General features: G+C 68.5%; 20 protein-coding genes and 1 riboswitch. Of the genes, 15 read left to right on the forward strand and 5 right to left on the reverse strand.

Annotated features, from left to right (window positions below; all coding sequences use genetic code 11):
• The first annotated feature begins 85 nt into the window (after positions 1–85).
• Both P7L68_RS22905 and bfr read left to right on the forward strand, forming a co-directional pair.
• Positions 86–295 (forward strand): bacterioferritin-associated ferredoxin, encoded by a 210-nt coding sequence (locus P7L68_RS22905; RefSeq protein ID WP_372001976.1) that lies wholly within the window; start codon positions 86–88, stop codon positions 293–295.
• Positions 296–507: 212 nt separating this feature from the next.
• Positions 508–990: a bacterioferritin gene (gene bfr, locus P7L68_RS22910; protein WP_296707934.1), complete on the forward strand. Its 483-nt coding sequence runs from the start codon at positions 508–510 to the stop codon at positions 988–990.
• A gap of 159 nt (positions 991–1,149) precedes the next feature.
• On the opposite strand, the gene P7L68_RS22915 is transcribed toward bfr, so the two are convergent.
• From P7L68_RS22915 to P7L68_RS22925, 3 genes are all read right to left on the reverse strand, one after another.
• On the reverse strand, positions 1,150–1,533 hold the full coding sequence (locus tag P7L68_RS22915) for a hypothetical protein (protein ID WP_372001978.1): 384 nt from the start codon (positions 1,531–1,533) through the stop codon (positions 1,150–1,152).
• A gap of 168 nt (positions 1,534–1,701) precedes the next feature.
• Positions 1,702–3,963 carry a methyl-accepting chemotaxis protein gene (locus P7L68_RS22920; protein WP_372001980.1) on the reverse strand — a complete coding sequence of 754 codons (2,262 nt, stop codon included), beginning with the start codon at positions 3,961–3,963 and terminating at the stop codon, positions 1,702–1,704.
• Between the two features lie 156 nt (positions 3,964–4,119).
• The gene (locus P7L68_RS22925) at positions 4,120–5,127 is read right to left on the reverse strand and encodes a nucleoside hydrolase (RefSeq protein WP_372001982.1); all 1,008 of its coding nucleotides are present in this window, start codon (positions 5,125–5,127) and stop codon (positions 4,120–4,122) included.
• Between the two features lie 180 nt (positions 5,128–5,307).
• On the opposite strand from P7L68_RS22925, the gene P7L68_RS22930 reads away from it, so the two are divergent.
• From P7L68_RS22930 to P7L68_RS22955, 6 genes are all read left to right on the forward strand, one after another.
• Entirely contained in the window at positions 5,308–6,528 is a 1,221-nt protein-coding gene (locus tag P7L68_RS22930) for an MFS transporter (RefSeq protein ID WP_372001983.1), read from the forward strand.
• A 185-nt stretch (positions 6,529–6,713) separates the two neighbouring features.
• Positions 6,714–7,460: a methyltransferase domain-containing protein gene (locus tag P7L68_RS22935; RefSeq protein ID WP_372001985.1), complete on the forward strand. Its 747-nt coding sequence runs from the start codon at positions 6,714–6,716 to the stop codon at positions 7,458–7,460.
• Positions 7,461–7,465: 5 nt separating this feature from the next.
• Entirely contained in the window at positions 7,466–8,266 is an 801-nt protein-coding gene (locus P7L68_RS22940; protein WP_372001987.1) for an FkbM family methyltransferase, read from the forward strand.
• Positions 8,263–8,922 carry a LysE family translocator gene (locus P7L68_RS22945; protein WP_372001989.1) on the forward strand — a complete coding sequence of 220 codons (660 nt, stop codon included), beginning with the start codon at positions 8,263–8,265 and terminating at the stop codon, positions 8,920–8,922. Before P7L68_RS22940 ends, P7L68_RS22945 begins: the two co-directional genes overlap by 4 nt.
• Positions 8,919–9,503, forward strand: a complete 585-nt coding sequence (locus tag P7L68_RS22950) for a peroxiredoxin (RefSeq protein WP_372001991.1) — start codon at positions 8,919–8,921, stop codon at positions 9,501–9,503. Before P7L68_RS22945 ends, P7L68_RS22950 begins: the two co-directional genes overlap by 4 nt.
• Before the next feature lie 242 nt (positions 9,504–9,745).
• Complete coding sequence (locus tag P7L68_RS22955) at positions 9,746–10,330, forward strand: TetR/AcrR family transcriptional regulator (protein WP_372001993.1); 585 nt, start codon at positions 9,746–9,748, stop codon at positions 10,328–10,330.
• Positions 10,331–10,336: 6 nt separating this feature from the next.
• On the opposite strand, the gene metA is transcribed toward P7L68_RS22955, so the two are convergent.
• Both metA and putA read right to left on the reverse strand, forming a co-directional pair.
• The gene (gene metA, locus P7L68_RS22960) at positions 10,337–11,278 is read right to left on the reverse strand and encodes a homoserine O-succinyltransferase (RefSeq protein ID WP_372001994.1); all 942 of its coding nucleotides are present in this window, start codon (positions 11,276–11,278) and stop codon (positions 10,337–10,339) included.
• A gap of 40 nt (positions 11,279–11,318) precedes the next feature.
• A riboswitch (SAM-I-IV-variant riboswitch) is annotated at positions 11,319–11,439 on the reverse strand.
• A gap of 78 nt (positions 11,440–11,517) precedes the next feature.
• Positions 11,518–14,700 (reverse strand): bifunctional proline dehydrogenase/L-glutamate gamma-semialdehyde dehydrogenase PutA, encoded by a 3,183-nt coding sequence (putA, locus tag P7L68_RS22965; RefSeq protein ID WP_372001996.1) that lies wholly within the window; start codon positions 14,698–14,700, stop codon positions 11,518–11,520.
• Between the two features lie 181 nt (positions 14,701–14,881).
• Between putA and P7L68_RS22970 the strand changes: the two genes are divergently transcribed.
• The 7 genes from P7L68_RS22970 (at position 14,882) to P7L68_RS23000 (ending at position 23,187) form a co-directional block, all read left to right on the forward strand.
• A complete protein-coding gene (locus tag P7L68_RS22970; protein WP_372001997.1) occupies positions 14,882–15,364 on the forward strand; it encodes an Lrp/AsnC ligand binding domain-containing protein in 483 nt (160 codons plus the stop codon).
• A 198-nt stretch (positions 15,365–15,562) separates the two neighbouring features.
• Positions 15,563–16,678, forward strand: coding sequence for an alkene reductase (locus P7L68_RS22975; protein WP_372001999.1), 1,116 nt, complete (start codon positions 15,563–15,565; stop codon positions 16,676–16,678).
• Positions 16,679–16,985: 307 nt separating this feature from the next.
• Positions 16,986–18,464: an aldehyde dehydrogenase family protein gene (locus P7L68_RS22980; protein ID WP_372002001.1), complete on the forward strand. Its 1,479-nt coding sequence runs from the start codon at positions 16,986–16,988 to the stop codon at positions 18,462–18,464.
• 45 nt (positions 18,465–18,509) lie between these two features.
• Positions 18,510–18,977 (forward strand): RidA family protein, encoded by a 468-nt coding sequence (locus P7L68_RS22985; RefSeq protein ID WP_014744123.1) that lies wholly within the window; start codon positions 18,510–18,512, stop codon positions 18,975–18,977.
• A 75-nt stretch (positions 18,978–19,052) separates the two neighbouring features.
• Entirely contained in the window at positions 19,053–20,777 is a 1,725-nt protein-coding gene (locus P7L68_RS22990) for a thiamine pyrophosphate-dependent enzyme (RefSeq protein ID WP_372002003.1), read from the forward strand.
• Between the two features lie 122 nt (positions 20,778–20,899).
• Entirely contained in the window at positions 20,900–22,036 is a 1,137-nt protein-coding gene (locus P7L68_RS22995; RefSeq protein ID WP_372002005.1) for a DUF898 family protein, read from the forward strand.
• 2 nt (positions 22,037–22,038) lie between these two features.
• A complete protein-coding gene (locus tag P7L68_RS23000; RefSeq protein ID WP_372002006.1) occupies positions 22,039–23,187 on the forward strand; it encodes a M48 family metallopeptidase in 1,149 nt (382 codons plus the stop codon).
• Positions 23,188–23,315 lie beyond the last annotated feature (128 nt).

Below are 23,315 nucleotides of genomic sequence, written 5' to 3' on the forward strand. Positions count from 1 at the left end.
TCTATCCATGCGAACGGTTCGCAGTAGCGGCGAAGCACCCCTTCCCGCCGCTGCGAGCAGCCCCCGGATCGGAGTGCGGCTCAGCATGTATGTCTGCATCTGCAACGGATTGACGGAACGGCGTGTGCGCGAGGCCGCCGCCGGCGCGCGGAGTGTTTCGGGTGTCTACCGCGCCCTTGGAACCCGCCCGCAATGCGGCAAATGTGTCGACTGTGTGCGTGCGATGCTGCCCGGCTGCGGCGGGGCTGGTGCCGAGGCTGCGAATGCTGCGGTTCCGGCGTCGATCCGCGCCTGACAGTCAATTTCAGACCCCGGGCACGCAGTTGCGACGCAAACTCAAGAAAAGCTCGAAGTTGCGACGCAAACTCAAGTAATTCCTCGATTTTTTGAAGATTTTCGACCTGTCCCGACTGGTCGCGGGGCAGAGTTGTGGCTATAGTCTCGTTCAAAGCCGGTGCGCTTTCCCCGCAGCCGGCAGAGGGTCACGAGAACGAGGACGAGACGGCCATGAAGGGCGATCCGAAGATCATTAAGCATCTCAACACGGTGCTGAAGAACGAGCTCACCGCCATCAACCAGTACTTCCTTCATGCCCGGATGCTGAAGGACTGGGGCTATCGCAAGCTCGGTCACGTCGAGTACCACGAGTCGATCGACGAGATGAAGCATGCCGATAAGGTGATCGAGCGGATCCTGTTCCTGGAAGGCCTCCCCAACCTTCAGGATCTCGGCAAGCTGCACATCGGCGAGACGGTGCCGGAGATGCTCCAGGCCGATCTGGATCTGGAGATGAAGGCCGTGGTCGACCTGCGCGTCGCCATCGCCGATTGCGAGACCAAGGCCGACTTCGTGACCCGCGATCTGCTGCGCGAGATCCTGAAGAGCGAGGAAGAGCATATCGACTGGCTGGAGACCCAGCTGGGTCTGGTCGATCAGCTCGGCCTGCAGAACTACCTTCAGACGGCCGCCGGCGAGATCGAAGAGCCCTGATCGGAACCCGACGGCGCCATGCGGGCGAGCGATCGCCGGCAGAGGCCATCGTCAAAAGAAGACGTTATCGTCAAAAGAAGACATCTTTGTCAAAAGAACGGGCCGGCAGTGAAAACTGCCGGCCCTTCTGTTTGAACCCTCGCGGAATATCCGACCGGCTCATCCCTTCGGATCGTGCCACGTCCCTTCGTTGACCATGGCGATCGCGCGGTCGGTCTCGGCCTCGATCTCACGCAGGCGCGCCGCGCGACGGTTCAGATCCTCGGCAATGCCGCCCAGCTTTTCGACATGGCGGGCCAGCTGGCCCCGCTGGTCATCAAGGCGCCGATGCTGATGGTCGAGCGCGCCTCGGGCCGCAGCCAGATCGGCACCGGCGGCATCGATCGCCGCCAGGGCTCGCGACAGCCTGTCGACGGCGCGCTGACGTCGATCGAACGCCACCACGACCGGCGCCTTCGCCTCTGCGACATCCCTGGGCGGCGCCGTTACCCGCCGGCTCCGATGTCGTCCGAATTCAACGATCTTCGCGCCATCCTCCGCCATCTGGGCCTCCCTTTCCGGTGGATCTGCCGGCCCCGGATGCGGAAGGGCCATGTCGAAAGAGGTGGGGCGACGGTCGCATGACGGAAAGGCGTCAATGACGGGAAAGAGGCCGCCGGATGCGCACGTCAGACGACATCTGCCCGCCCCACTCCCGGTTCAGCCCCCGGTTCAGGCCCGCCGCAAACGGTCCAGGAAGCCGCTCATCGACCCGTCGAGATTGCGCGAGGCCGCCCCCAGCGCATCTGCGGCATGCCGCACCTGATCCGCGCCGTCCGAGGTGCGCCGGCTGGCGTCGGCGACGTCGGCGATGGATGCCGACACCTCGCGTGAGCCCGTGCTCAGCTCGGCGACGCTGCGGGCAATTTCCCGGGTGGAGCTGCCCTGCTGCTCGACCGCTGCCGCGATGGCACTCGCAATCTCGTTCAGCCTCAGGATGGTGTCCCGCACATCGCGGATCGCCTGTACCGCCTCTCCGGTGCGGCTCTGGATCGCCTCCACCCGCTGGCTGATCCGTCCGGTCGCCTTGGCGGTTTCGGCCGCCAGGGTCTTCACCTCGCCCGCCACCACCGCGAAGCCCTTTCCGGCCTCACCGGCCCGTGCCGCCTCGATGGTCGCGTTCAGGGCCAGCAGATTGGTCTGGCCGGCGATCTCGCCGATCAGCCGCACCACCTCGCTGATCTCCTCACTGGCCTTGCCCAGCTCCTCGACCGTCGTATCGGTACGCTCCACCTGGGCGACCGCTCCCCGGGCGATGGTCGATGCCTCCTGGACCTGATTGCCGATCTCGGCAACCGCACCCGAGAGCTGCCGGGTGGCATCGGAAACCGTCTCGGCATTGCGCTCCGCCTCTTCACTCGCCGCCGCCACGGTCTGGGCGCGCTCATTGCCGCGGGCTGCCGCAGCGGTCAGTTCGGACGAGCTGGCCCCCAGGGCCGAGACCGCCTCTGCCAGCTGATCGACCACGCCCTTGACCTCGGCTTCGAAGGTGGCCGCCAGATCAAGCATCTCGCGACGGCGGATCTCACGCTGCCGTTCTTCCTCTGCGGCGGCGCGGGCCTTGGCGGCCTCGACCTCGGCGGTCGTGTCACGGAAGACCCGCAGCGCTTCGGTCATCCGGCCGATTTCATCGCCGCCCGCCGGCGGCAGTTCGACCGTCAGATCACCGGCCGCCACCGAGCGCATCGCACGTTCCAGACGCCGCAACCGCCCGATGACCCGCCGGCCGACATAGCCGAGCGCGATCAGCAGCGAGACCGCGACGCTGGCACCGGCCAGTACGATCAGCACCGTACGGCTGCGGGTCAGGTCTTCCGTGGTGCGGCTGCGCACCTCGGCAATGGCAGCCGAGGTCTGGAAGACCAGGCCGTCGACATCTTCCGCCAGAAGCTGGCCGGCATCGCGGGCCGCCTGAAGGCGCTGGTCGACCTGGGTCAGTGCCGTGATTTCGGCCACACGGATCTCGAAGACGTTGTTTTTGTCGCCGGGCGTCGCCGCCTGGGAATAACGGGCCACCGCTTCGAGCAGGGGGCCCTTGTTCACCCGCTCGTCCAGCGCCTTGGTATCACGATCGAGCGCATAGGCGGCCGCCTGAAGCCGCTGACGCAGACGCTCCAGATGGCCGGCATTGGTGATCGTCGCGGTCTCGGCGACGATGCCCTGAGCGGCCGCAATGTCGCCGCGCAGCTGGATGCTGTGCTGAAGGGCCGGAAGCTGCCGGCTGGTCAGATCATAGACCGCCTCCTGCAGCATGCCGAATTCGAACATGCCCGCGGTCGCCTCCGCCTTGTTGCGGAAGTCCTGGGCGATCCGCTGCGCCCCCGGCGAGATGGCGGCCAGATAGGTGTCACGCGCCCCGGCCAGTTCGCGGATCGCGGCCTCGCGCCGCGCGGTCAGGGCGTAGCGGTCCTCCACCGCCTTGAGCAGCTCGTCGAGCCGGGCGATCAGGGCGTCGACATCCTCAGTGACCATGCCGATCAGACCGGCATCCAGCCCGGCCGATTGCAGGGCAGCCAGATCGCCACGCATGCCACCGATCGCCGCCGTGATCGCCTGACGTTCACTGTCGAGCGCCTCGGCCGAGCCGGCACTGGCGACGGCCGGCGCCGAGGCTGCCAGAACCTCGGCCTGCCGCGCCAGACGCAGGGCGGCGGTCAGCGGCCGCACGCCCTGTTCCTGCACCTCTTCGAAGCCGCGCTCCACCCGGCCGTAAGAGATCCAGGCGACGCCGCTTGCCACCACAGCCAGCACGGCCACCACGGCAAAGGCCAGAAACAGCTTAGGGCCGAGCCCGATCCGGCCCAGCCTGCCCGGACGGCCCGCTTCTGCGCGGCTGTCACGTCGGCGGCGCCGGAAGCGGCGACCGCCGGCTTCAGATGCCGTCACCGGCGGATCGGCCTCCGCAACGGGTGCCCGCTGGTCGTTGTCACTCATGACGGCCCAACCTCCCCTGGTCATTCTTCTTCGTCATTCCCGCGTCCTGCCCGCGGCACGCAACGGTCGGAGCCCCCCCGGCCCGGCCGCCCGTGGATCTTCATCCATACATCAATAGAGGATGAAACTTATATGTCCGTTAACGTCTGGCGATGATCACGCCCGGCTCAGGCCGGCAACGGCGCTCAGAAGCGCCGCCCGCAACCGGCCGGCATCGCCCTCCACCATCCAGATCGCACGTGGCCCGGCCTCGGGGCCGGTACCGAACGAGGCGAGCGTCTGCCCGCGCGCGGGACCGTGAAGAACCACCCGCAGCCGCCCCGGCACGGCCCGCACGGCACCGGGTGCCAGCAGATCGGCGATCACGCAGGGATCATGCAGCGGCGCCTCGTCGGCGGGCGCCCCGCCCATGCCGGGCAGAGGCACCACACGGTGCCGGTCCAGATATGTCGTCAGCATGCCCGCCACGGCCTGTCCCGCCCGGCTGCCGAGGGCCGCATAGCCTGCGATCTCGGCATGATCGGCGGTCACGGTATGTGTCAGCGTCAGCCCGTAGACGAAGAAGGGCACACCATCGGTGCCGGCCGCATCCAGGGTCGTTGCCACCCGGTCCAGGGCTTCGGGATCAACATAGGCGTTGAATTCGGCCGCGGGCGTGATGTTGCCCCGCCCGGCACTGCCGATCATCGAGCGCACCTCCAGCAGGCCGTCGGCAATGTCGGGGGCCATGACCAGCGCCGTCGCCAGATTGGTCAGCGGCCCCAGCGTCACCAGCCGGACCCGGCGCCTCTCCGCAGCCGCCCGCCGCAACCGCTCGATCAGAAAGGCCACGGCATGAACCGGTTCCACCTCGCCCCGCGGCTCAGGCAGGCCGGCACCATCCAGGCCGTCGGCCCCATGGACATCGGCAGCATCGGTCAGGGGGCCGATCATGGGGCCCGGGCATCCGGCATAAACCGGAAGCGCCGCCGCATCCAGCCCGGCCGCCTCGCGGATCCGCAATGCGTTGCGCCGGGTATGGCGGAGCGCCACATTGCCCGCAACGACCGTCACCGCCTCCAGACCGCTTGTCTCCCGGGCACCGATCGCCGCGAACAGGGCATGGGCATCATCGACGCCCGGGTCGCAGTCGATAATGGTGGGCGGCACGGCAGAGGTGGTCATGGGGGCAACTTTCAAATGACGTTCGGGGCCGACAGAGTGACATGTCCGGCGCCTGACGGGAAAGAGGTCCGATACACGATATGGACGCGGCGGTTTCAACAGGTCAGGATGGTGAAAACAAACCGGGCCCGCGGATGATGCCGGGCACGCCCCGGACCAGGAAGATGCGGAGTTCCCCCCATGACCGCCACCGTCACCGACCCGGCCCATGCGCCGGGCGGCAGCCGCCGTGCCATTGCCCTGCTGTCGCTGTCGCAGGGCTTCTACACCATCATGACCATGCTGCTGGTGACGGTGTCGGCCCTGGCCGGCCATATGCTGGCCGAAGACAAGAGCCTGGCCACCCTGCCTTTCGCGCTGACCTTCATCGCCAACACCGCGACCACCATCCCGGCATCCATGCTGATGGCGCGGCACGGCCGGCGGGCGGGGTTCGCATTCGGCGCCTGCCTGGGCGTCGCCGGGGCATTGCTGGCCGCCCTCGCCATCGCCATGGCCAGCTTCCTGCTGCTCTGTGCGGCCATGGTGCTGGTCGGCATGTCGAACGGCTTCAGCGTCTTCCTGCGCCACGCGGCGGGTGAGGCCGCCCCACGCGGCGGCGAGGCGCGGGCGATCGCCCTCGTCATCTCGGGCGGGCTGCTGGCCGCCCTGGTCGGCCCCACGCTGGCGGGCGCATCCCGCGATGCGATTGCCCCCTACCCGTTCCTCGGCACCTACCTGGTGATCGCCGGCGCCGCGGTTCTGATGCTGATCGCCGCCCTGGCCCTGGACCTGCGCAAGCCGGCCGGCACGGTCAAATCGCTCTCGGGCGGGCTGGGCGCCGCCTTCCGGCGGCCGCGCTTCGTGATCGCCATCCTGGCCGGCATCACCGCCTATACGGTGATGAACCTGCTGATGACCGCAACCCCCCTCGCGATGATTGCCTGCGGCCTCGACTTCACCTCAACCGCCCAGGTCATTCAATGGCATGTGCTCGGCATGTTCGCCCCGGCGCTGATCGTCGGGCGGCTGATCGAACGTTTCGGTCTGATGCCCATCATGCTGGTCGGTTGTCTTCTGATGGCGATGGCGATCGGCGTCGGCGCATCGGGCGTGGGCGTCTGGCATTTCCGGATCAGCCTCACCCTGCTCGGCCTCGGCTGGTCGGCCCTGTTCGTCGGGGCCACGACCCTGGTGTCGCTGTCGCTGCTGCCGGCGGAACGCGGCCCGGGGCAGGCTGCCAATGATTTCCTGGTCTTCGGGTTGGTGGCGCTCTCGGCCTTCTTCTCAGGCCAGCTGATCGAGCGCTTCGACTGGGCGACCCTCACCCTTGCGGCCCTGCCGCCGGTCGCGCTCACGGCCTGTGCGCTCGCCTGGCTCTGGGCCATGGAAGGCTCCCGCCCGCGCGCCGTTGGTGTCTGACCCTGATGCCTTGCAACGCCCGGATGAAGCTTCCGGGCGTTTTTTCTTCCTGAAAAGAAATTCAGGGTAGAATTTCAGATTGAAAAAGAAACATCTCCGTGGAATCTTCTGCTGGCGAAAAGGCAGGGGGCAGTTCCATCCGCCGCGCGGCCACGCCACCGGTCCGCGCCGCACGGAGACCACTGATGACCGCGATACCGGAGACATCCCGGATCGTGGAGCTGGCCGCTGGTGACGGCATCGCCGTTGCACCGGCCCGTTGGAGTTTTGCCGGCGACGTCGCCGGCAAGTTCGACGGCCATGTCTCCCGATCCGTGCCGCTTTACGACAGCGGCCATGACCTGACCGTCAGACTCTCAGACTATTTCATCCGGGCCGGATCCACGGTCTACGAGATCGGCACCTCCACCGGCACCCTGCTGCGCCGGCTGGCGGCACGCCATCGCGACCTTGCCGACACCCGCTTCATCGGACTGGATGTCGAGCCCGACATGATCGCCCATGCCCGGCAGGTCCATGGCGACATGCCGAACATGTTCTTCCAGACGGCGCGGGCCGAGAGCTACGCCTTCGAGCGCTCGGATCTGATCACCGCCCATTACACCGTGCAGTTCATCCCGCCCAAACACCGCCAGGCATTGTTCGACCGGATCTGGGATGCCCTCGACTGGGGCGGTGCCTTCATCCTGTTCGAGAAGGTGCGGGCCAATGATGCCCGTTTCCAGGATGCCTTCACCACGCTCTACAACGAATTCAAACTCGCCAATGGTTACGACCACCATGAAATCCTGGCCAAGACTTTAAGCCTGAAGGGCAAGATGGAGCCCTTCACCTCCGAGGCGAATGTCGACTTCATGCGCCGCGCCGGATTCACCGACATCATCACGGTCCAGAAATATCTCTGCTTCGAAGGGTGGCTCGCGATCAAATGAATGACATGTCCCTCTCCCTGACCAGGTTCGACGTCCGCGGCACCACCTTCACCCTGTACGACCCGGGCGATACGGTTGCGCATGAAACCTTCTCGGCGCTCGGCTATGAACCCGCGGTGGTCGATCTGCTCGACCGGATCGCGGCCGGGGTGCCGGCCGCGACCTTCTGCGATGTGGGCGCGCTGCACGGCTACTACCCCTGCCTCGTTGCCGCCCGCTATCCCGGCTGGCGGGTGGAGGCCTTCGAGCCGAACCCGCAGGCCTTCGAGGTGCTGGCCGGCAACATCCGTCGGGCCGGCCATGCCCAGGGCAATGCCCATTGCCTGGCCCTGAACGAAACCGGCGACAGCCTGCATTTCCGTGGCCGGACCATCGTCACCCCCGGCACGCCGGATGCGATCATCGTGCCCGGCCGGCGCTTCGACGATGTAGCCGCACGGCTGCCCGCCGGGCCGCTGGTGGTCAAGATCGACGTGCACGGCGCCGAGGGCGTGGTTCTGGCCGGCATGACGTCCTGTCTGGCCGGGACCCTTCCCGGAATCGACCTGCACGCCGTGCTGATCGAGGTGCATGCCCATCATCTTCTGGTCGGCGACCACGATTATGAAGGCATGCTGGGACGGCTGGAAGGCGCCGGCCTGGAGGTGTTCGAGATCCGGGATTTCCGGGACACCGACACCAGCCTGCTGGTGCCCTTGAAGGGAGAAACCCGGCGGCGCTTCGTGGATCCGGCTCTCTGGACGCAGGCCCAGATCGACCGCGAGCGGCTGATCGTGGCCGGCCGCCCCGGGATCTTCCAGCCTTGACCGCACAGCTGTTGGGGTCGGTGATGCTGCTGGCGGTGGTGCATCTCGCCGCCATGCTCTCTCCGGGGCCGACCGCGCTGATCGTGCTGCGCCATGGCGCCGAACCCCGCATGGGGCCGATGGCGCCGCTGGTCTCGGGTATCGTCGGGGCCACGGCCACCAATGTCGCGCTGATGATGGCGGGTGTGGCGGCGGTGATCGCCGCCTCGCCGGCCCTCGGCCTGGCCCTGGCCCTTGGCGGTGCCGCCTATCTGGTCTGGCTCGGCATCCGCAATCTGATGGTTGCGGTGGCCAAGATGCGGCACCGGCGCGCGGCAGGGCATGCCACGGCCCCGGCCTCGGCCCCGCCGCAGCGCCGCTCGCCGGCCGCGCTGTTTCGCGACGGCTATCTGGTCAACCTGCTGAACCCCAAGATCGCGATCTTCTATGTCAGCATCTTCTCTCAGGTCGCCACCCCCGACCTGCCGCGTGCAGCCCTTGCGGTCTTCGGCGGCCAGCTGATTCTGCAATCGGCCCTGTTCTGGTCGTGTTTTGCGATCCTCGCCCGATCGGGCGTGATCGCCCGGGCGGTCGATGCCTCCAATGGCTGGGTCGATTTCGTCTTCGGCGGCGCGCTGATCGGCTTTGCCACCACACTTGCATGGAGCGCCCTGTGACCGCCCCCTCCCCCGCCAACCAGCCCTCTTTGACCCATGTCGACTGGAGCAGCATCCCGGCGCCTGCCGATGACGGCGGCGCCGGCCATCTGGCCGATGCCCGTCTGCCGGACCTGTCCCTGCCCTCGACGGCGGGTGGCACCGTCCGTCTGGCGGATCTCTCCGGCTGGACGGTGCTCTATTTCTATCCGATGACCGGCCGGCCGGATCAGCCCCTGCCCGAAGGCTGGGACATGATCCCCGGCGCACGCGGCTGCACGCCCCAGTCCTGCGCCTTCCGGGACCATGCCGCAGAGCTGGCGGAAGCCGGCGTCTCGGCCATCTTCGGCATCTCCACCCAGGACACGGCCTGGCAACGCGAAGCGGCAGAGCGGCTGCACCTGCCCTTCCCGCTGCTGTCGGATGCCGATCTGCAGCTGACCCGGGCCCTGAACCTGCCGGTGATGGAGGTCGAGGGGCGGAGACTGATCCGCCGGCTGACCCTGATCACCCGGGACGGGCAGGTGCGCCGGGTGTTCTATCCGGTCTTCCCGCCAGACCGGAATGCGGGTGACGTGCTGGACTGGATGCGCCGGCGCTGACCCCTCCGCCGTATACCGGCGGCAGCAGAGGCGGTGGGCAGGCCAGAGACGAGGCCCGGCCAGCCCGGAAGGCGGCACGCACGCCCGGCGCCCCTGCTGCCACCACTCGCCGCATTGCCGCCCAACCTCGTCCGATTTATGATGATGATCGTCATGTTTTTTTGATGATGAAGATCATGTCCATCGTCAGGGACAGATCGCTGCATGTGCCGCCGCCGGCATCGCAAAAGAGGTTCTGAACGGTGAAGGTAACCAGGGAACAGGCGGCCGCCAACCGGGCGGCCATCGTCAAGGCTGCCGGCCGGTTGTTCCGCGAACGCGGCTTCGACGGTGTCGGCGTGGCCGAGATCATGAAGGCCGCCGGGCTCACCCATGGCGGCTTCTATGGCCATTTCGCCTCGAAGGACGCGCTTGCCGCCGAAGCCTGCGGCAAGGTCTTCGACGATACGATCGAGCGGCTGGAAACCGGGCGCGACCAGGCAGGGCAGGATCTTGGCCGCTATGCCGGGAACTATCTGTCCGAGGTGCATCGCACGCGCCGCGATGTCGGCTGCCCGATCGCCGCTCTGGCAACCGATGTTCCCCGGCAGGAGGCCGGCGTACAGGCGAGCTATGCCCAAGGTGTCGATCGGTTCATCGACACGCTGGCGGCACGCTTCCCGGCGCTTGCCGGCGGTGAAGGCGACCGCAGCCGCGCCATTCTGGTGATGTCGGCCCTGGTCGGCGGCCTTGCCCTCGCCCGCGCGACCGAGGCCAGCGATCGCGCCCTGTCGGACGAGATCCTGACCGCGGTCCGCGAGGAAATCACCAGGCTTCCCGGGAGCTGACGGTCTTCAGCGGCCGGACGGCACGTGATCCTCGATCCCGACCCGGTCCAGGTCGAAGGGCGTGGTCTGGTAGATCTCGTTGATCCAGTTGCCGACCAGCAGATGGGCATGGCCGCGCCAGAGATTGTCGGGCAGACGGCTGGGGTCGTCGCCGGGGAAGTAACCGACCGGCAGGGCGACCGGAACCTCGGCCGCGACGTCCCGGTGATATTCCTCGGCCAGCGAGACCGTGTCGTATTCCAGATGGTTGAACATGTGCAGCGCCCGGTGCGCCGGATCGTCGAGCAGGCAGAGGCCGGTCTGCTCGCTTTCGGCCAGCACGGTCATGCCGCTTGCGGCCGGCACGTCCTCGCGGCGCACCTCGGTCCAGCGCGAGACGGGCGTGGTGAAGAGATCCGGAAAACCGCGCAGCCAGGGCGAGGCCGGTGCCAGCACCCGATGGGTATAGAGCCCGAAGGCCTTGGCCGGCAGATCATATTTGGCCATGCCGTGGAAATGATGCACCGCCGCCTGCGCACCCCAGCAGATGGTCAGGTTGCGATGGACATTGGTCTGGGTCCAGTCGAGGATCCGGCGCAGCTCGTCCCAGTAGGTGACGTCTTCGAAGCGCAGCCGTTCGACCGGCGCGCCGGTGATCACGAACCCGTCGAAACGCTCGGTCGCAACTTCGGCCCAGGGCCGGTAGAAGGCCGACATATGGTCGGTTGCGGTGTGGCGCGACACGTGATCGGTAATCTTGACCAGGGTCAGCTCCAGCTGCAGCGGCGTGGAGCCGAGCAGCCGGGCAAACTGGGTCTCGGTCCGGATCTTGTTGGGCATGAGGTTGAGCAGGCCGATGCGCAGCGGACGGATATCCTGGCGGACCGCATCGGTCTCACCCATCACCATAACCCCTTCCGCTTCCAGTGTGCGGCGGGCAGGCAAATCGTCAGGAATTTTGATCGGCATCGGCGCGTCCCCACTCGGCATTTCGGGGCGGACGCGGTGGCGTGATCCGTTGAATTGCCGGCTCGGCCACATCTTCCCGATCACACGGATCACCGGGAGTGCCACCTTGCCCGGATGCGGCAGGTTGGCGTTGGGCGTCGCCCCAACTCTTGATGTGGCGCGGATCATAAGGCCATCGCCCCCGCTCCGCAATGGCCGCCATGCGCGTCCCTGCGGAGCGGGTGGCAGGGTTTGACCGTTCAGTCGCCGCCATCGGCGATGGTGGTCATCAGCCGGGTATCGCCGCCGGCCGCGGCGGTGTTGACCGACAGCACACGCTCGACGGCAAACCGATGCAGATAGCGCGGGCCCCCGGCCTTGGGGCCGGTGCCCGACAGCCCCTCGCCGCCGAAGGGCTGGGTGCCGACGACAGCGCCGATCATGCTGCGGTTGACGTAGAGATTGCCCACCCGGGCGAGCTCCGCCACGCGGCGCACCGTCCGGTCGATGCGGCTGTGCACGCCCATGGTCAGGCCATAACCATAGGCATTGATCCGCTGCACCACGGCCTCAAGATCCCGCGCCTCGTAACGCCAGACATGGAGCACCGGCCCGAAGACCTCGCGGGTCAGCCGGTCGGGGCCGTCGATCCGCCAGGCGGTCGGGGCGAGGAAGGTCCCGGCTTCGGCCCTGGCCGGCAGCGGTGCCTCGGCGATCTTGGTCTGGCCGGCCGCCTTCAGCGCCGCCAGATGGGCCTTCAGCCCGTCCAGCGCCTCGGCATCGATCACCGGCCCGACATCGGTCGCAAGCCGCATCGGGTCGCCCACCTCCATTACCGCCATGGCGCCGGCCAGCATGGTCTCGATCCGGTCGGCGACATCCTTCTGCACACACAGCAGGCGCAGCGCCGAACAGCGCTGGCCGGCAGAGCCGAAGGCCGAGGTCAGCACATCGGCCACCACCTGTTCGGGCAGCGCCGAACTGTCGACGATCATGGCGTTGAGCCCGCCGGTCTCGGCGATCAGCGGCACGATCGGCCCCTCGCGGCCCGCAAGGCCGCGGTTGATCAGCTTCGCGGTCTCGGTCGAGCCGGTAAAGGCAATGCCGGCGATCCGGTCGTCGGCGACCAGCTTCGCGCCCACCCGCGCGCCATCGCCGGGCAGCAGGGCGATCGCCCCCGCCGGCACGCCCGCCGCCAGCATGTGGCGCACGGCCCAGGCGGCGATCAGCGGCGTCTGCTCGGCGGGCTTGGCCAGCACCGCATTGCCGGCAGCCAGCGCCGCAGAGACCTGGCCCGTGAAGATCGCGAGGGGGAAGTTCCAGGGCGAGATGCAGGCAAAGACGCCGCGCCCCGAAAGCCGGATCTCGTTGCTCTCGCCCACCGGCCCGGGCAGGGTGACGGGACCGGCGAAATCGGCGCGCGCCCGGGCGGCGTAGTAGCGCAGGAAATCGATCGCCTCGCGGATCTCGGCCAGGGCATCCGGCCAGGTCTTGCCGGCCTCGCGGATCAGGATCGCGAAGGCACGATGGCGGTCGGCCCAGTAGCGATCGGCGATCGCCTCCAGCACGGTGGCGCGGGCGGGCCCACCCAGTGCATCCCAGCGTCCCCAGGCGGTCGAGGCGGCGATGATCGCCGCCTCGACCGCGGCATCATCGGCCTCGGCCACACGGCCCACCACCACCGCGCGGTCGGCGGGGTTGCGGATCTCTGCAAAGCGACCGCCGCGCTCGCGGCCGTCCACGATCGCCGATGCCTCGGCGGGCGTGGCTGCGGCAGTGGCGACGGCAGCGTCCAGCTCCATCACCACCAGCGGATCGGTCAGATCCAGCCCCTGGCTGTTCGGCCGCTCGGGGGCATAGATCGCGCCCGGCAGCGGGATCGACGGGTTGGGCCGCGAGACCCGGCCGGCCAGCTTCGTCACCGGATCGGCGACCAGATCGCCGATCGCCACGCTCTCATCGGCCAGGCGATGTACGAAAGAGGTGTTGGCGCCATTCTCCAGCAGCCGCCGGACCAGATAGGGCAGAAGGTCTTCATGTGCGCCGACCGGCGCATAGATCCGGCAGCTGACACCGCCCTTCGACGGCGCATCGCCCAGCGCCGCCTCGTAGAGCGGCTCGCCCATGCCATGAAGCCGCTGATATTCAAAGCGGCGATCATTGCCGGCCATCACGTCGATTGCCGCCACCGTATGGGCGTTATGGGTGGCAAACATCGGATAGAGCCGGTCGCGCGCCGCCAGCATCCGGCGGGCGCAGGCCAGATAGGAAACGTCGGTCGCCTCCTTGCGGGTGAAGACGGGGAAGGAACTGAGGCCGCGTTCCTGCGCCCGCTTGATCTCGGTGTCCCAATAGGCGCCCTTGACCAGACGGGTGGGGATGATGCGGCCGGTGCGCCCGGCCAGGTCCACCACATGGTCGATCACCGCATGGGCGCGCTTCTGATAGGCCTGAACCGCCAGCCCCAGCCCGTTCCAGCCGGCAAGCGCCGGATCGGCCGCGGCAGCCTCCAGAAGGTCGAGCGAGATGTCGAGCCGGTCGGCCTCTTCGGCATCGATGGTCAGCCCGATGCCCACCGCTTTCGCCTCGCGGGCCAGCTCGGCCAGCCGGCCGCCCAGCGCCCGCAGCATGCGGCCGTCCTTGGCCGCCTCGTAGCGCGGATGCAGCGCCGACAGCTTCACCGACACGCTGGGGCGGGTGATCTCGTCCAACTCCCGCGGGGCCGCCTTGCCGACCGCGCGGATCGCCGTCAGATAGGCCTCGTGATAGCGGCTGGCATCGGCCTCGGTGCGGGCGGCCTCGCCCAGCATGTCGAAAGAATGGCGCCAGCCCTTCGCCCAGCCGGCGCGGGCGCGATCCAGCGCTTCCTGAATGTTGCGTCCCTGGACGAACTGCTTGCCCATCATGCGCATCGCGGCATGCAGGGCCTGGCGGATCACCGGCGCGCCGGAGCGCGACACCAGCCGGCCGATGGCCGAAGAGGCACCGCCGGCCACATCCTCGGGCGCCAGCCGGATCACCCGGCCGGTCAGCATCAACCCCCAGGTTGATGCATTCACGAACAGGCTGTCGGCCCGGCCCAGATGCGCATCCCAGTCGGCCTCGCCCAGCTTGTCGCGGATCAGCCGGTCGGCGGTCGCGGCATCGGGCACGCGCAGCAGGCTTTCGGCCAGGCACATCAGCACCACACCTTCGCGGGTGCCGAGCCCGTATTCCTTGAGAAAGGCCTCGACGCCGCGCGCCGGCTCGTCCCCCGCGCGGACCTTGGCGACCAGCGCCTCGGCACGGCTGCGGATCGTCGCAGCCATGGGTTCGGGCAGGCGGGCATCCTCGATCAGCTGCGCGGTGATCTCGGCCTCGGGGGCGAGGTTCAGCTCCGCGATCCGGCGGCGGCCGGCATCGGTGGTGAGAGCGAAGGGGCGGGCGTCGGTATCGCGGATCATGTTGTGTCGTCTCCGGAGGGGCGGCACGCGGTTGAGCGCCGGGGCCGGACCGGAAGAGACCGGGCAGGCGGGGCGCAATCTCCGGAGATTACCGGTGACCAGGCCGAATGTGCGGCTGTTCTGGCGGTTCCGGCGTTATATTCTCTGCCTGAACCCCGAATTGACAGCATGAGATACGCCGATGACCGATGATGCCACACCACGCCCGCTCGACCGCATCGACCGGCGCATCCTGGCCGAACTCCAGGGCGACGGCCGGCTGACCAATGTCGAGCTGTCGCGCCGGGTGCATCTGTCCCCCACACCCTGTCTTGAACGGGTCCGGCGGCTGGAGCGCGAGGGCTATATCCGCGGCTATCGCGCCGAACTCGACCCGGCACGGCTGGATCGCGCCCTGCTTGTCTATATCGAGGTCAGCCTGGATCGCACGGACGAGACGGTGTTCGAGGCCTTCAAGGTGGCGATCCGCCAGCAGCCTGATGTGCTGGAATGCCATATGGTCGCCGGTGGATTCGACTATCTGGTCAAGGCGAGGCTCGCCGACATGGCGGCCTATCGCCGCTTCCTGGGCGACTGTCTGGTCAGCCTGCCGGGGGTGCGCAGCACGCATACTTACGTGGTCATGGAAGAGGTGAAGACCGACGCCCGACTGCCGGTCGACTGAGCCCGGACCGGGCAGATGTGACGACGGTCGTCACGCCCTGGAAACGGCCTGTTCACGACCGCGACCACTTCCGCACCGCAACAGGCCGCCCCATCTGCACCGATGCATGCCCGCGGCATCTGACGGGTGCGCCCCGGCGCCTCGGCCGGCGGCAGGCCCGCCGCTCCGCATCTTCTTCGTCCGAGGATACCCGACCCGATGACCGACCAGATTTCCGATGCCCGCCTGTTCCTGCCGGTGACGCTGGGCTCGCTGACCCTCGCCAATCGCATCGCCATGGCACCGCTGACCCGCTCGCGCGCCGGCGCCGACGGCGTGCCCTCGCCGCTTGCCGCCACCTATTACGCCCAGCGCGCCTCGGCCGGCCTGCTGATCACCGAGGCAACCAATATCAGCGCCGAGGGCCGCGGCTATGCCTGGACCCCGGGCATCTTCACGCCCGGGCAGGTGAGCGGCTGGAAGGCCGTCACCGATGCGGTTCATGCCCGCGGCGGCCGGATCTTCATGCAGCTCTGGCATACCGGCCGGATCTCGCACCCCAGCCTGCAACCGGGCGGCGTTCCGCCGGTGGCGCCCTCGGCCATACGCCCCGAAGGCCAGGCCTTCACCGAAGCCGGCTTCGTGCCCTTCGAAACCCCGCGCGCGCTCTCTGCCGACGAAATGCCGCGGCTGATCGAGGATTATCGCAAGGCGGCCGAGAATGCCAAAGCCGCCGGGCTCGACGGTGTCGAGATCCACGGCGCCAACGGCTATCTGCTGGAACAGTTCCTGCGGGATGCCACCAACACCCGCACCGACGACTGGGGCGGCAGCATCGAGAACCGCGCCCGGCTGCTGCTGGCGGCAACCGATGCCGCGATCTCGGTGTTCGGCGCCGACCGGGTAGGCGTGCGGCTCTCGCCGGTGACGCCGGCCAACGATGCCGGCCAGGATTCCGATCCCGCCGCGCTCTACGGTTACGTCGCCGCAGAACTCGGCCGGCGCGGCATCGCCTTCATTCATGTGATCGAAGGCGCGACCGGCGGCCCGCGCGACAACCAGCCCTTCGACTATGCCGCCCTGCGCAAGGCCTTCGGCCGCCAGGGCTGGATCGTGAACAACGGCTATGATCGCGAAGCCGCGATCGCCGCCGTCGATGAAGGCCGGGCCGACATGGTCGCCTTCGGCCGGCCGTTCATCTCCAACCCCGATCTTGTCGACCGGCTGCGCCGCAATGCGCCGCTGGCGCCGCTCGATCGCGACACGCTCTATGGCGGCGGCGCGAAGGGTTATGTCGACTATCCCACGCTTGATGGTCGGTTCGCCGCCGCGTGACCTGAGACATCCCTCTGAAGACGTCTCTCAGACGGGCCGGGTGCCGCCTGCAATTGCAGGCGGCACCCGGCCCGTTCGCATGTCGATGACCGCTGGACGTCCCCCTTGATGGACATGGGTTTCCGCCCGGTGGACGGCAGTGGAAATCTGCCAGGGCCACGGCTTGCGGGAATTGTGCGGCCGCTCCGGGGCTGGCATGCTGCCCGGCGCGCCGGCCCCCGCAATGACGACCCCCGTGGTGACGACCATTGTAACGACCCGGGAGGGGCCCGGATGGCGCAACGACCACCAGGGAGGCAAGGAACCCATGAGCGGCGCGAACGAGATCAAGCGGAGCTGGCAGCACTATATCGACGGCCGCTTCGTCGACAGCCTGGACGGCACCCGCATCCCGGTGGTCAACCCGGCGACCGGTGAGGTCATCGCCGACATCGCCTGCGCAAAGGCCGCCGATGTCGACATGGCGGTGGCCGCCGCGCGCAAGGCCTTCAACGCCCGCCTGCTGCAGAACATGAAGCCGGTGGAGCGGTCGCGGATGATGCACCGCATCGCCCGGATCCTGCTGGAGCGGACCGAGGAGATCGCGCTGGTCGAAACGCTCGACAACGGCAAGCGGCTGTCGGCTGCCCGTGGCGACGTCGCCGCCGCCGCGCGCTATTTCGAATATTACGCCGGCATGGCCGACAAGCTGGAAGGCAAGTCGATCCCGCTCGGCCCCGACTATATCGACTACACCGTGCACGCGCCCTTCGGCGTGTCGGCGCAGATCGTGCCGTGGAACTTCCCGCTCCAGATCGGTGCCCGCTCGATCGCCTGCGCGCTCGCCACCTGCAACACCGTGGTGATGAAGACCCCGGAGCTTTCGGCCCTGTCGCTGGCGGCACTCGCCCAGGCGGTCCACGATGCCGGCGTGCCCGCCGGTGTCGTCAACATCCTGACCGGTTTCGGCCACGAGGCGGGCGCCGCCCTCGCCGGCCATGGCGATATCGACCATCTGGTCTTCACCGGCTCGGTGCAGACCGGCAGCCGGATCCTCCATGCCCTGGCCGACCGGGTCGTGCCGGCGGTGATGGAGCTGGGCGGCAAGTCGGCCGGCGTGGTGTTCAGGGACGCCGATATCGATCAGGTCATCACCTCGACCCGCGGCGGCATTTTCACCAATGCGGGCCAGGTCTGCTCGGCCTCGTCCAGGCTGGTGGTGGAACGGCCGGTTTATGACCAGGTGGTGGAGCGCATGGCCGCCGCCGCCTCGGCGCTGAAGATCGGCCCGGGGATCGAGGATGCCGAGCTGACCCCGGTGATTTCGGACGGCCAGCTCGACAAGATTGAGGCCATGTGCCTGCGCGCGGTCCAGGCCGGTGCCACCGCGGCGGCCGGCGGCCGCCGGGTCGACCGGCCGGGCTATTTCATGGCGCCGACCGTCATCGCCGGCACCACGCCCGACTCGGAAATCGCGCAGCACGAGGTCTTCGGTCCCGTGTTGACCATCCTGCCCTTCGACGATGCAGAAGAAGCACTCGCCATCGCGAACGGCACCGATTACGGTCTCTGTGCGGGTGTCTACACCCGCGATCTGGCCCGGGCGCATCTGGTGGCGGACCGCCTGATCGCCGGTCAGGTCTTCGTGAACGAGTGGTTCGCCGGCGGCATCGAAACGCCGTTCGGCGGCATGAAGCGGTCGGGTTATGGCCGGGAGAAGGGCGTCGAAGCCCTGCTCGGCTATGTCCAGACCAAGAATGTCGCGATCCGGCTGACCGCCGGCGCGACCGGCCGTCCGGGCGCCTGACAGGGTCCGGGCGTCCTCCCCACGACCGAAGGAGCAAGCTGAGCCATGTCGGGCAAGATCGAGGCGCGTCTCGCAGAACTGGGCATCACCCTGCCGGTGCCCGCCGTCCCCGTCGCGAATTACGTGCCTTACGCCGTGACCGGCAATCTGGTCTACACCTCCGGCCAGGTCCCGGTCGCCGATGGTGCGGTCGTCTGGAAGGGCAAGGTCGGCGGCGAGCGTTCGATCGAAGACGGCGCCGCCGCCGCGCGGCTCTGCGCACTGAACTGCATCGCGCAGCTCAAGGCCGCCTGCGGCGGTGATCTCGACCGCGTGAAGCGGATCGTGAAGGTGGTGATCTTCGTGTCCTCCGCCGCCGGCTTCAACGGTCAGCCGCAGGTGGGCAACGGCGCATCGGACGTGCTGGTCGACATCTTCGGCGATGCCGGCAAGCATGCCCGCTCGGCGGTGGGGGTGAACGAACTGCCCCTGGACGTGACGGCGGAAGTCGAGATCGTCGCCGAGATCGCCTGATCCGGATCCGAACCGCCGCAGCCCCCCGGGGCTGCGGCGGTTTCGCTTGTGCCCCCCGCTGCAGGATCACCGCCCATGACCGGAACCGACGCACCCGCGACGACACCGCCCTCGGGCGGGGAAGCCATCATCCGCACCCTGATCGCCCACGGCATCGACACCGCCTTCTGCGTGCCGGGCGAAAGCTATCTTGCCGTACTGGAAGCGCTGCGCGTCCATGCCGACCGCATCCGCCTGCTGGTCCATCGCCACGAGACCGGCGCCGCCTGCGCCGCCGAAGCCTGGGCACGGGCCCGCCGCCTGCCCGGCATCGCCATGGTCACCCGCGGGCCCGGCGCCTCCAACGCCGCCCATGGCGTGCATGTGGCAGCCCAGGATTCCACGCCGCTGGTGCTGATGGTCGGCCAGGTCGCAACCCGCGAGCACGGGCTGGAAGCCTTCCAGGAAGTCGATTACGGCGCCATGTTCGGCCATGCGGTCAAGGCGGTGATCGAGCCGCGCACCGCCGCCGACTGTGCCGGCGCCACCGCCCGTGCCCTGCGAATCGCCATGGCCGGGCGTCCCGGTCCGGTGATCCTGGTCCTGCCCGAGGATGTGACCGAAGGCGCGGTCGCCGCAGATACCCTGCCCGATATCGCCGGCGGCGTGCGGGCCAACGGCCCCGATCTCGGCCGGCTGCGTGCCGCCGCCGGCCTGCCCGGCACCGCCCAGACCATTGCCGCCGCAGAGGCGCTTGCCGCAGCGGCCCGCCCGATCGTAATCGCAGGCGAGATCGCGGCCTTCGACCGCGCCCATGCCGCCCTGGACCGGCTGGCGCGGGTCAGCGGCTGCGGCCTCGCCACCGCCTTCCGCCGCCAGGATCTGGTGCCGGCAGACCATCCGGCCTGGTTCGGCCATCTGGGGCTGGGCCGCAGCCCGGCACAGAAGCGTGCCTTTGCCGAGGCCGATCTGATCCTGGTTGCCGGCAGCCGGCTCGATGACGTGACCAGCGAGGGCTGGACGCTTCCCGCCCCGCATCAGACCGTCATCCATCTCTATCCCGATGCCGGAGAGATCGCCCGTGCCGCCGGCCGCGGCGCCCGCCTGCCGGAGCACATGCTGGTGGCGGATGTGGCCGCCGGGCTCGACGCCCTGGCCGAACACCTGGCCGACCGGCAGCCGCCGGCCGATCGGATCAACTGGCGTGATGCGATCCATGCGGGCGTCGCCGATTTCGCGGCCCGGCCGGTCACGCCGGTACTGGGTGCGGTCGACATGGCCGCGGTGGTGACGATGGCCGCAGAGATGGCCGGCCCCGAGGCCGCGGTTGCGATCGATGCCGGCAATTTCGCCGGCTTCGTCCACCGCTACTGGCCCTTCCGCCGTCCCGACACCCAGTTCGCCACCCAGGCCGGCGCCATGGGCTATGGCCTGCCGGCAGGGCTTGGAGCCGCCACGGCCGATCGCGATCGCCCGGTGGTGGTCTTTGCCGGCGATGGCGGCTTCCTGATGACCGGACAGGAACTGGCGACCGCCGTGCTCGAAGATCTGCCGGTCAAGGTGGTGGTGGTCGACAACGGCGTCTACGGCACCATCCTGATGCACCAGACCCGGCGCATCGGCCGCGACCGCGGCCACGGTATTGCCCTGTCGCGCCCCGATTTCGCCCTGCTCGCCCGGGCCTATGGTGCCGCAGGCTTTACCGTGGAGCGGACGGAGGATTTCGCCGAGGCCTTCCGGGCGGCGCTTGCCCATGACGGACCGGCGCTGGTGCATGTGAAGACCGACCCCAGAGACATCTCGGCCTACGGGCCGCTCTGACCGCCCCCACCAGAGGGCGATGAGAACCGCTCGCATGAACACAGGGTTGCACGGAGTGCCATACCCGGCTATCTGAGAAGATCGCCGCGTGCGGCACCCCCGACCTTTCCGAGCCGCGCCCCATGGACCAGACCCCGCTTGCCCCTGTCTCACCCACCCGCTGGACGCGGTTCCACGGCGTGCGGCGGGCCTTCCGCAACCTGGTCCTCCGGGGTGCGCTGCTTGAACTCGTCACCTTCGGCTTCTACCGCTTCTGGCTGGCCACCGACATCCGCCGGCATCTCTGGTCCCATACCCTGGTCGACGGCGATCCACTGGAATATGTCGGGCGTGCCCGCGAACTGCTGATCGGCTTCCTGATCGCGACCGCGATCCTGATGCCGGCCTATCTGCTGTATTTTCTGGTCGGCATAGAAGCCGAGCGGGTCCAGGCCTTCGCCAGCCTGCCGCTCTCTCTCTTCCTCTATCTCTTTGCCCGGTTCGCGATCTATCGCGCCCACCGCTACCGGGTGACCCGGACCGTCTGGCGGGGGCTGCGCTTCACCATGACCGGGTCCGGCATCGGCTATGCCTGGCGCGCGGCACTCTGGGATCTGGCGGTGCTGCTGAGCCTGGGGGCCGCCCTGCCCTGGCGGCAGGTGGCGCTGGAGCGCTATCGCATGCGCCACACCGCCTATGGCGACATCGGGGGCGGTTTCGACGGCACCGGACGGGAGCTGTTCCGCCGCGGCTGGCCTCTCTGGCTGCTGACCCTGCCGGCCCTGCTGACCGTCATCCCCCTGCCCTTCCTGATCGCGGCCTGGCGGGCGACCATGCTGCAGTGGTGGGTGTCCAATGTCCGGTTCGGCGAGGTCCGCTTCCACAGCTATCTTGAGCGCCGGGCGCTTTTCGGCACCTATTGGAAGGCGACCGGCTGGTGGGTGCTGCTGGGCGTTCTGCTGGGCCTCTGGGTCTCCGGCATTTTCGGTCTTGCCGCCGTCCTGGCGGAGCCCGCCGCCGACGGCACGCCGGACTATGCCGCCGCCTTCGCCCATCCCCTGGCGCTGGCGGGTCTGGGTCTCGGCTATCTGTTGATGGCGCTGGCCGCGGGGGTGGTGGTGCGGATCTATCTGACCCGCGACATCTGGGCGCGGATCGTCGAGACCACCGCGGTCTACGGGCTGGAGGCGGCCGATCACGCAACCGGTCAGGGCGAGGCGGTAGACGCGATCGGCGAAGGTTTCGCCGGCGGGCTCGATCTCAACATCGGGGGTCTCTGACGATGACCGAGGCGTCCGGAACCGATGCCCGCGCGATTTTCTTCGACGGCCGGCGCGCGCGCCGACGACAGGTCACGATCATCATCGGCCCGGTGCTGGAGATCCTCGAAGAGGACACGCCGCTCGCCCGCTGGGCCTGGGACGACATCCGCCGGGCCGACGGCCACGGCCGGCTGCGCCTGAAGACCCTGGCGGGGAGCAACCCGCTGGCACGGCTGGAGATCGCCGACCCCGAGCTTGCGCGGATTGTCGAAACACGCTGCACGGCCCTCGACCACGGTCAGGGCCGCGGGCGGACCCGCCAGATCCTGGGCTGGTCTGCGGCCGCCTGCGTCTCGATCGTGCTGCTGGCGGTTTACGGCATTCCCTTCGCCGCCGACCGGATCACGCCGCTGGTGCCGCGTTCGGTCGAAGCCAGGCTGGGGGATGCCACCGACCGGCAGGTGCGGGCGCTGCTGGGAGGCGAGACCTGCGCCCGGCCCCAGGGCCAGGCGGCGCTGGACCGGATGGTCATGGCCCTGCTCGATGCCGGCCTGCCGCCCGAGGACGACGAGACCGTCGTCGACGTGGTGGTGCTGTCGTCGGATGTGGTCAACGCCATCGCCCTGCCCGGCGGGCGGATCTACGTCTTCGACGGCCTGTTGCAGAAGGCCGAAACCCCCGACGAACTGGCCGGGGTCATCGCCCACGAGATCGGCCATGTCCATCATCGCGACGGGCTCCGGATGGTGATCCGGGCCGGCAGCACCTCTTTCGTGATCGGGCTGCTGTTCGGCGATGTGGCAGGTGGCGCGGCGATCGTCACCGCCGCCGATGCCGTGCTGAATGCCGCCTATTCCCGCGATGCGGAAACCGCCGCCGACGACTTTTCGGCCGCGGCCATGACCAGGCTGGGCCGCTCTCCCGCGGCCTTCGGTGAGCTTCTGGTCCGGGTGACGGGGGAAAGCGAAGGGCATGGCACCCTGCTCGACAGCCACCCCTTCGGCGCAGACCGGCTGGCCCGTCTCGCCGCCGCAGGGAGGGCAGCGGACGGTCCCGCTCTGCTGAACACGACGGAATGGCAGGCTCTCAAGAGCATCTGCGGCTCGGCCGAAAGGCCCGGCCCGAAGCGCGAGGCGCTGAAGAACAGCGACAGGCCGGCCCGCTTCTGATCTGCCGGCGGGTCCGTCGCCGTTTCGCCGTTCAATACATTATCGTCCGCGAGAACCACAACCCAAAATAAGGTTGGATATCCATAGAACGTGGGTCTAACCTGATTGAAGCAACCATAGCGTTATTT

It is taken from the genome of Tistrella mobilis (assembly GCF_041468085.1).
Taxonomy (GTDB): domain Bacteria; phylum Pseudomonadota; class Alphaproteobacteria; order Tistrellales; family Tistrellaceae; genus Tistrella; species Tistrella mobilis_A.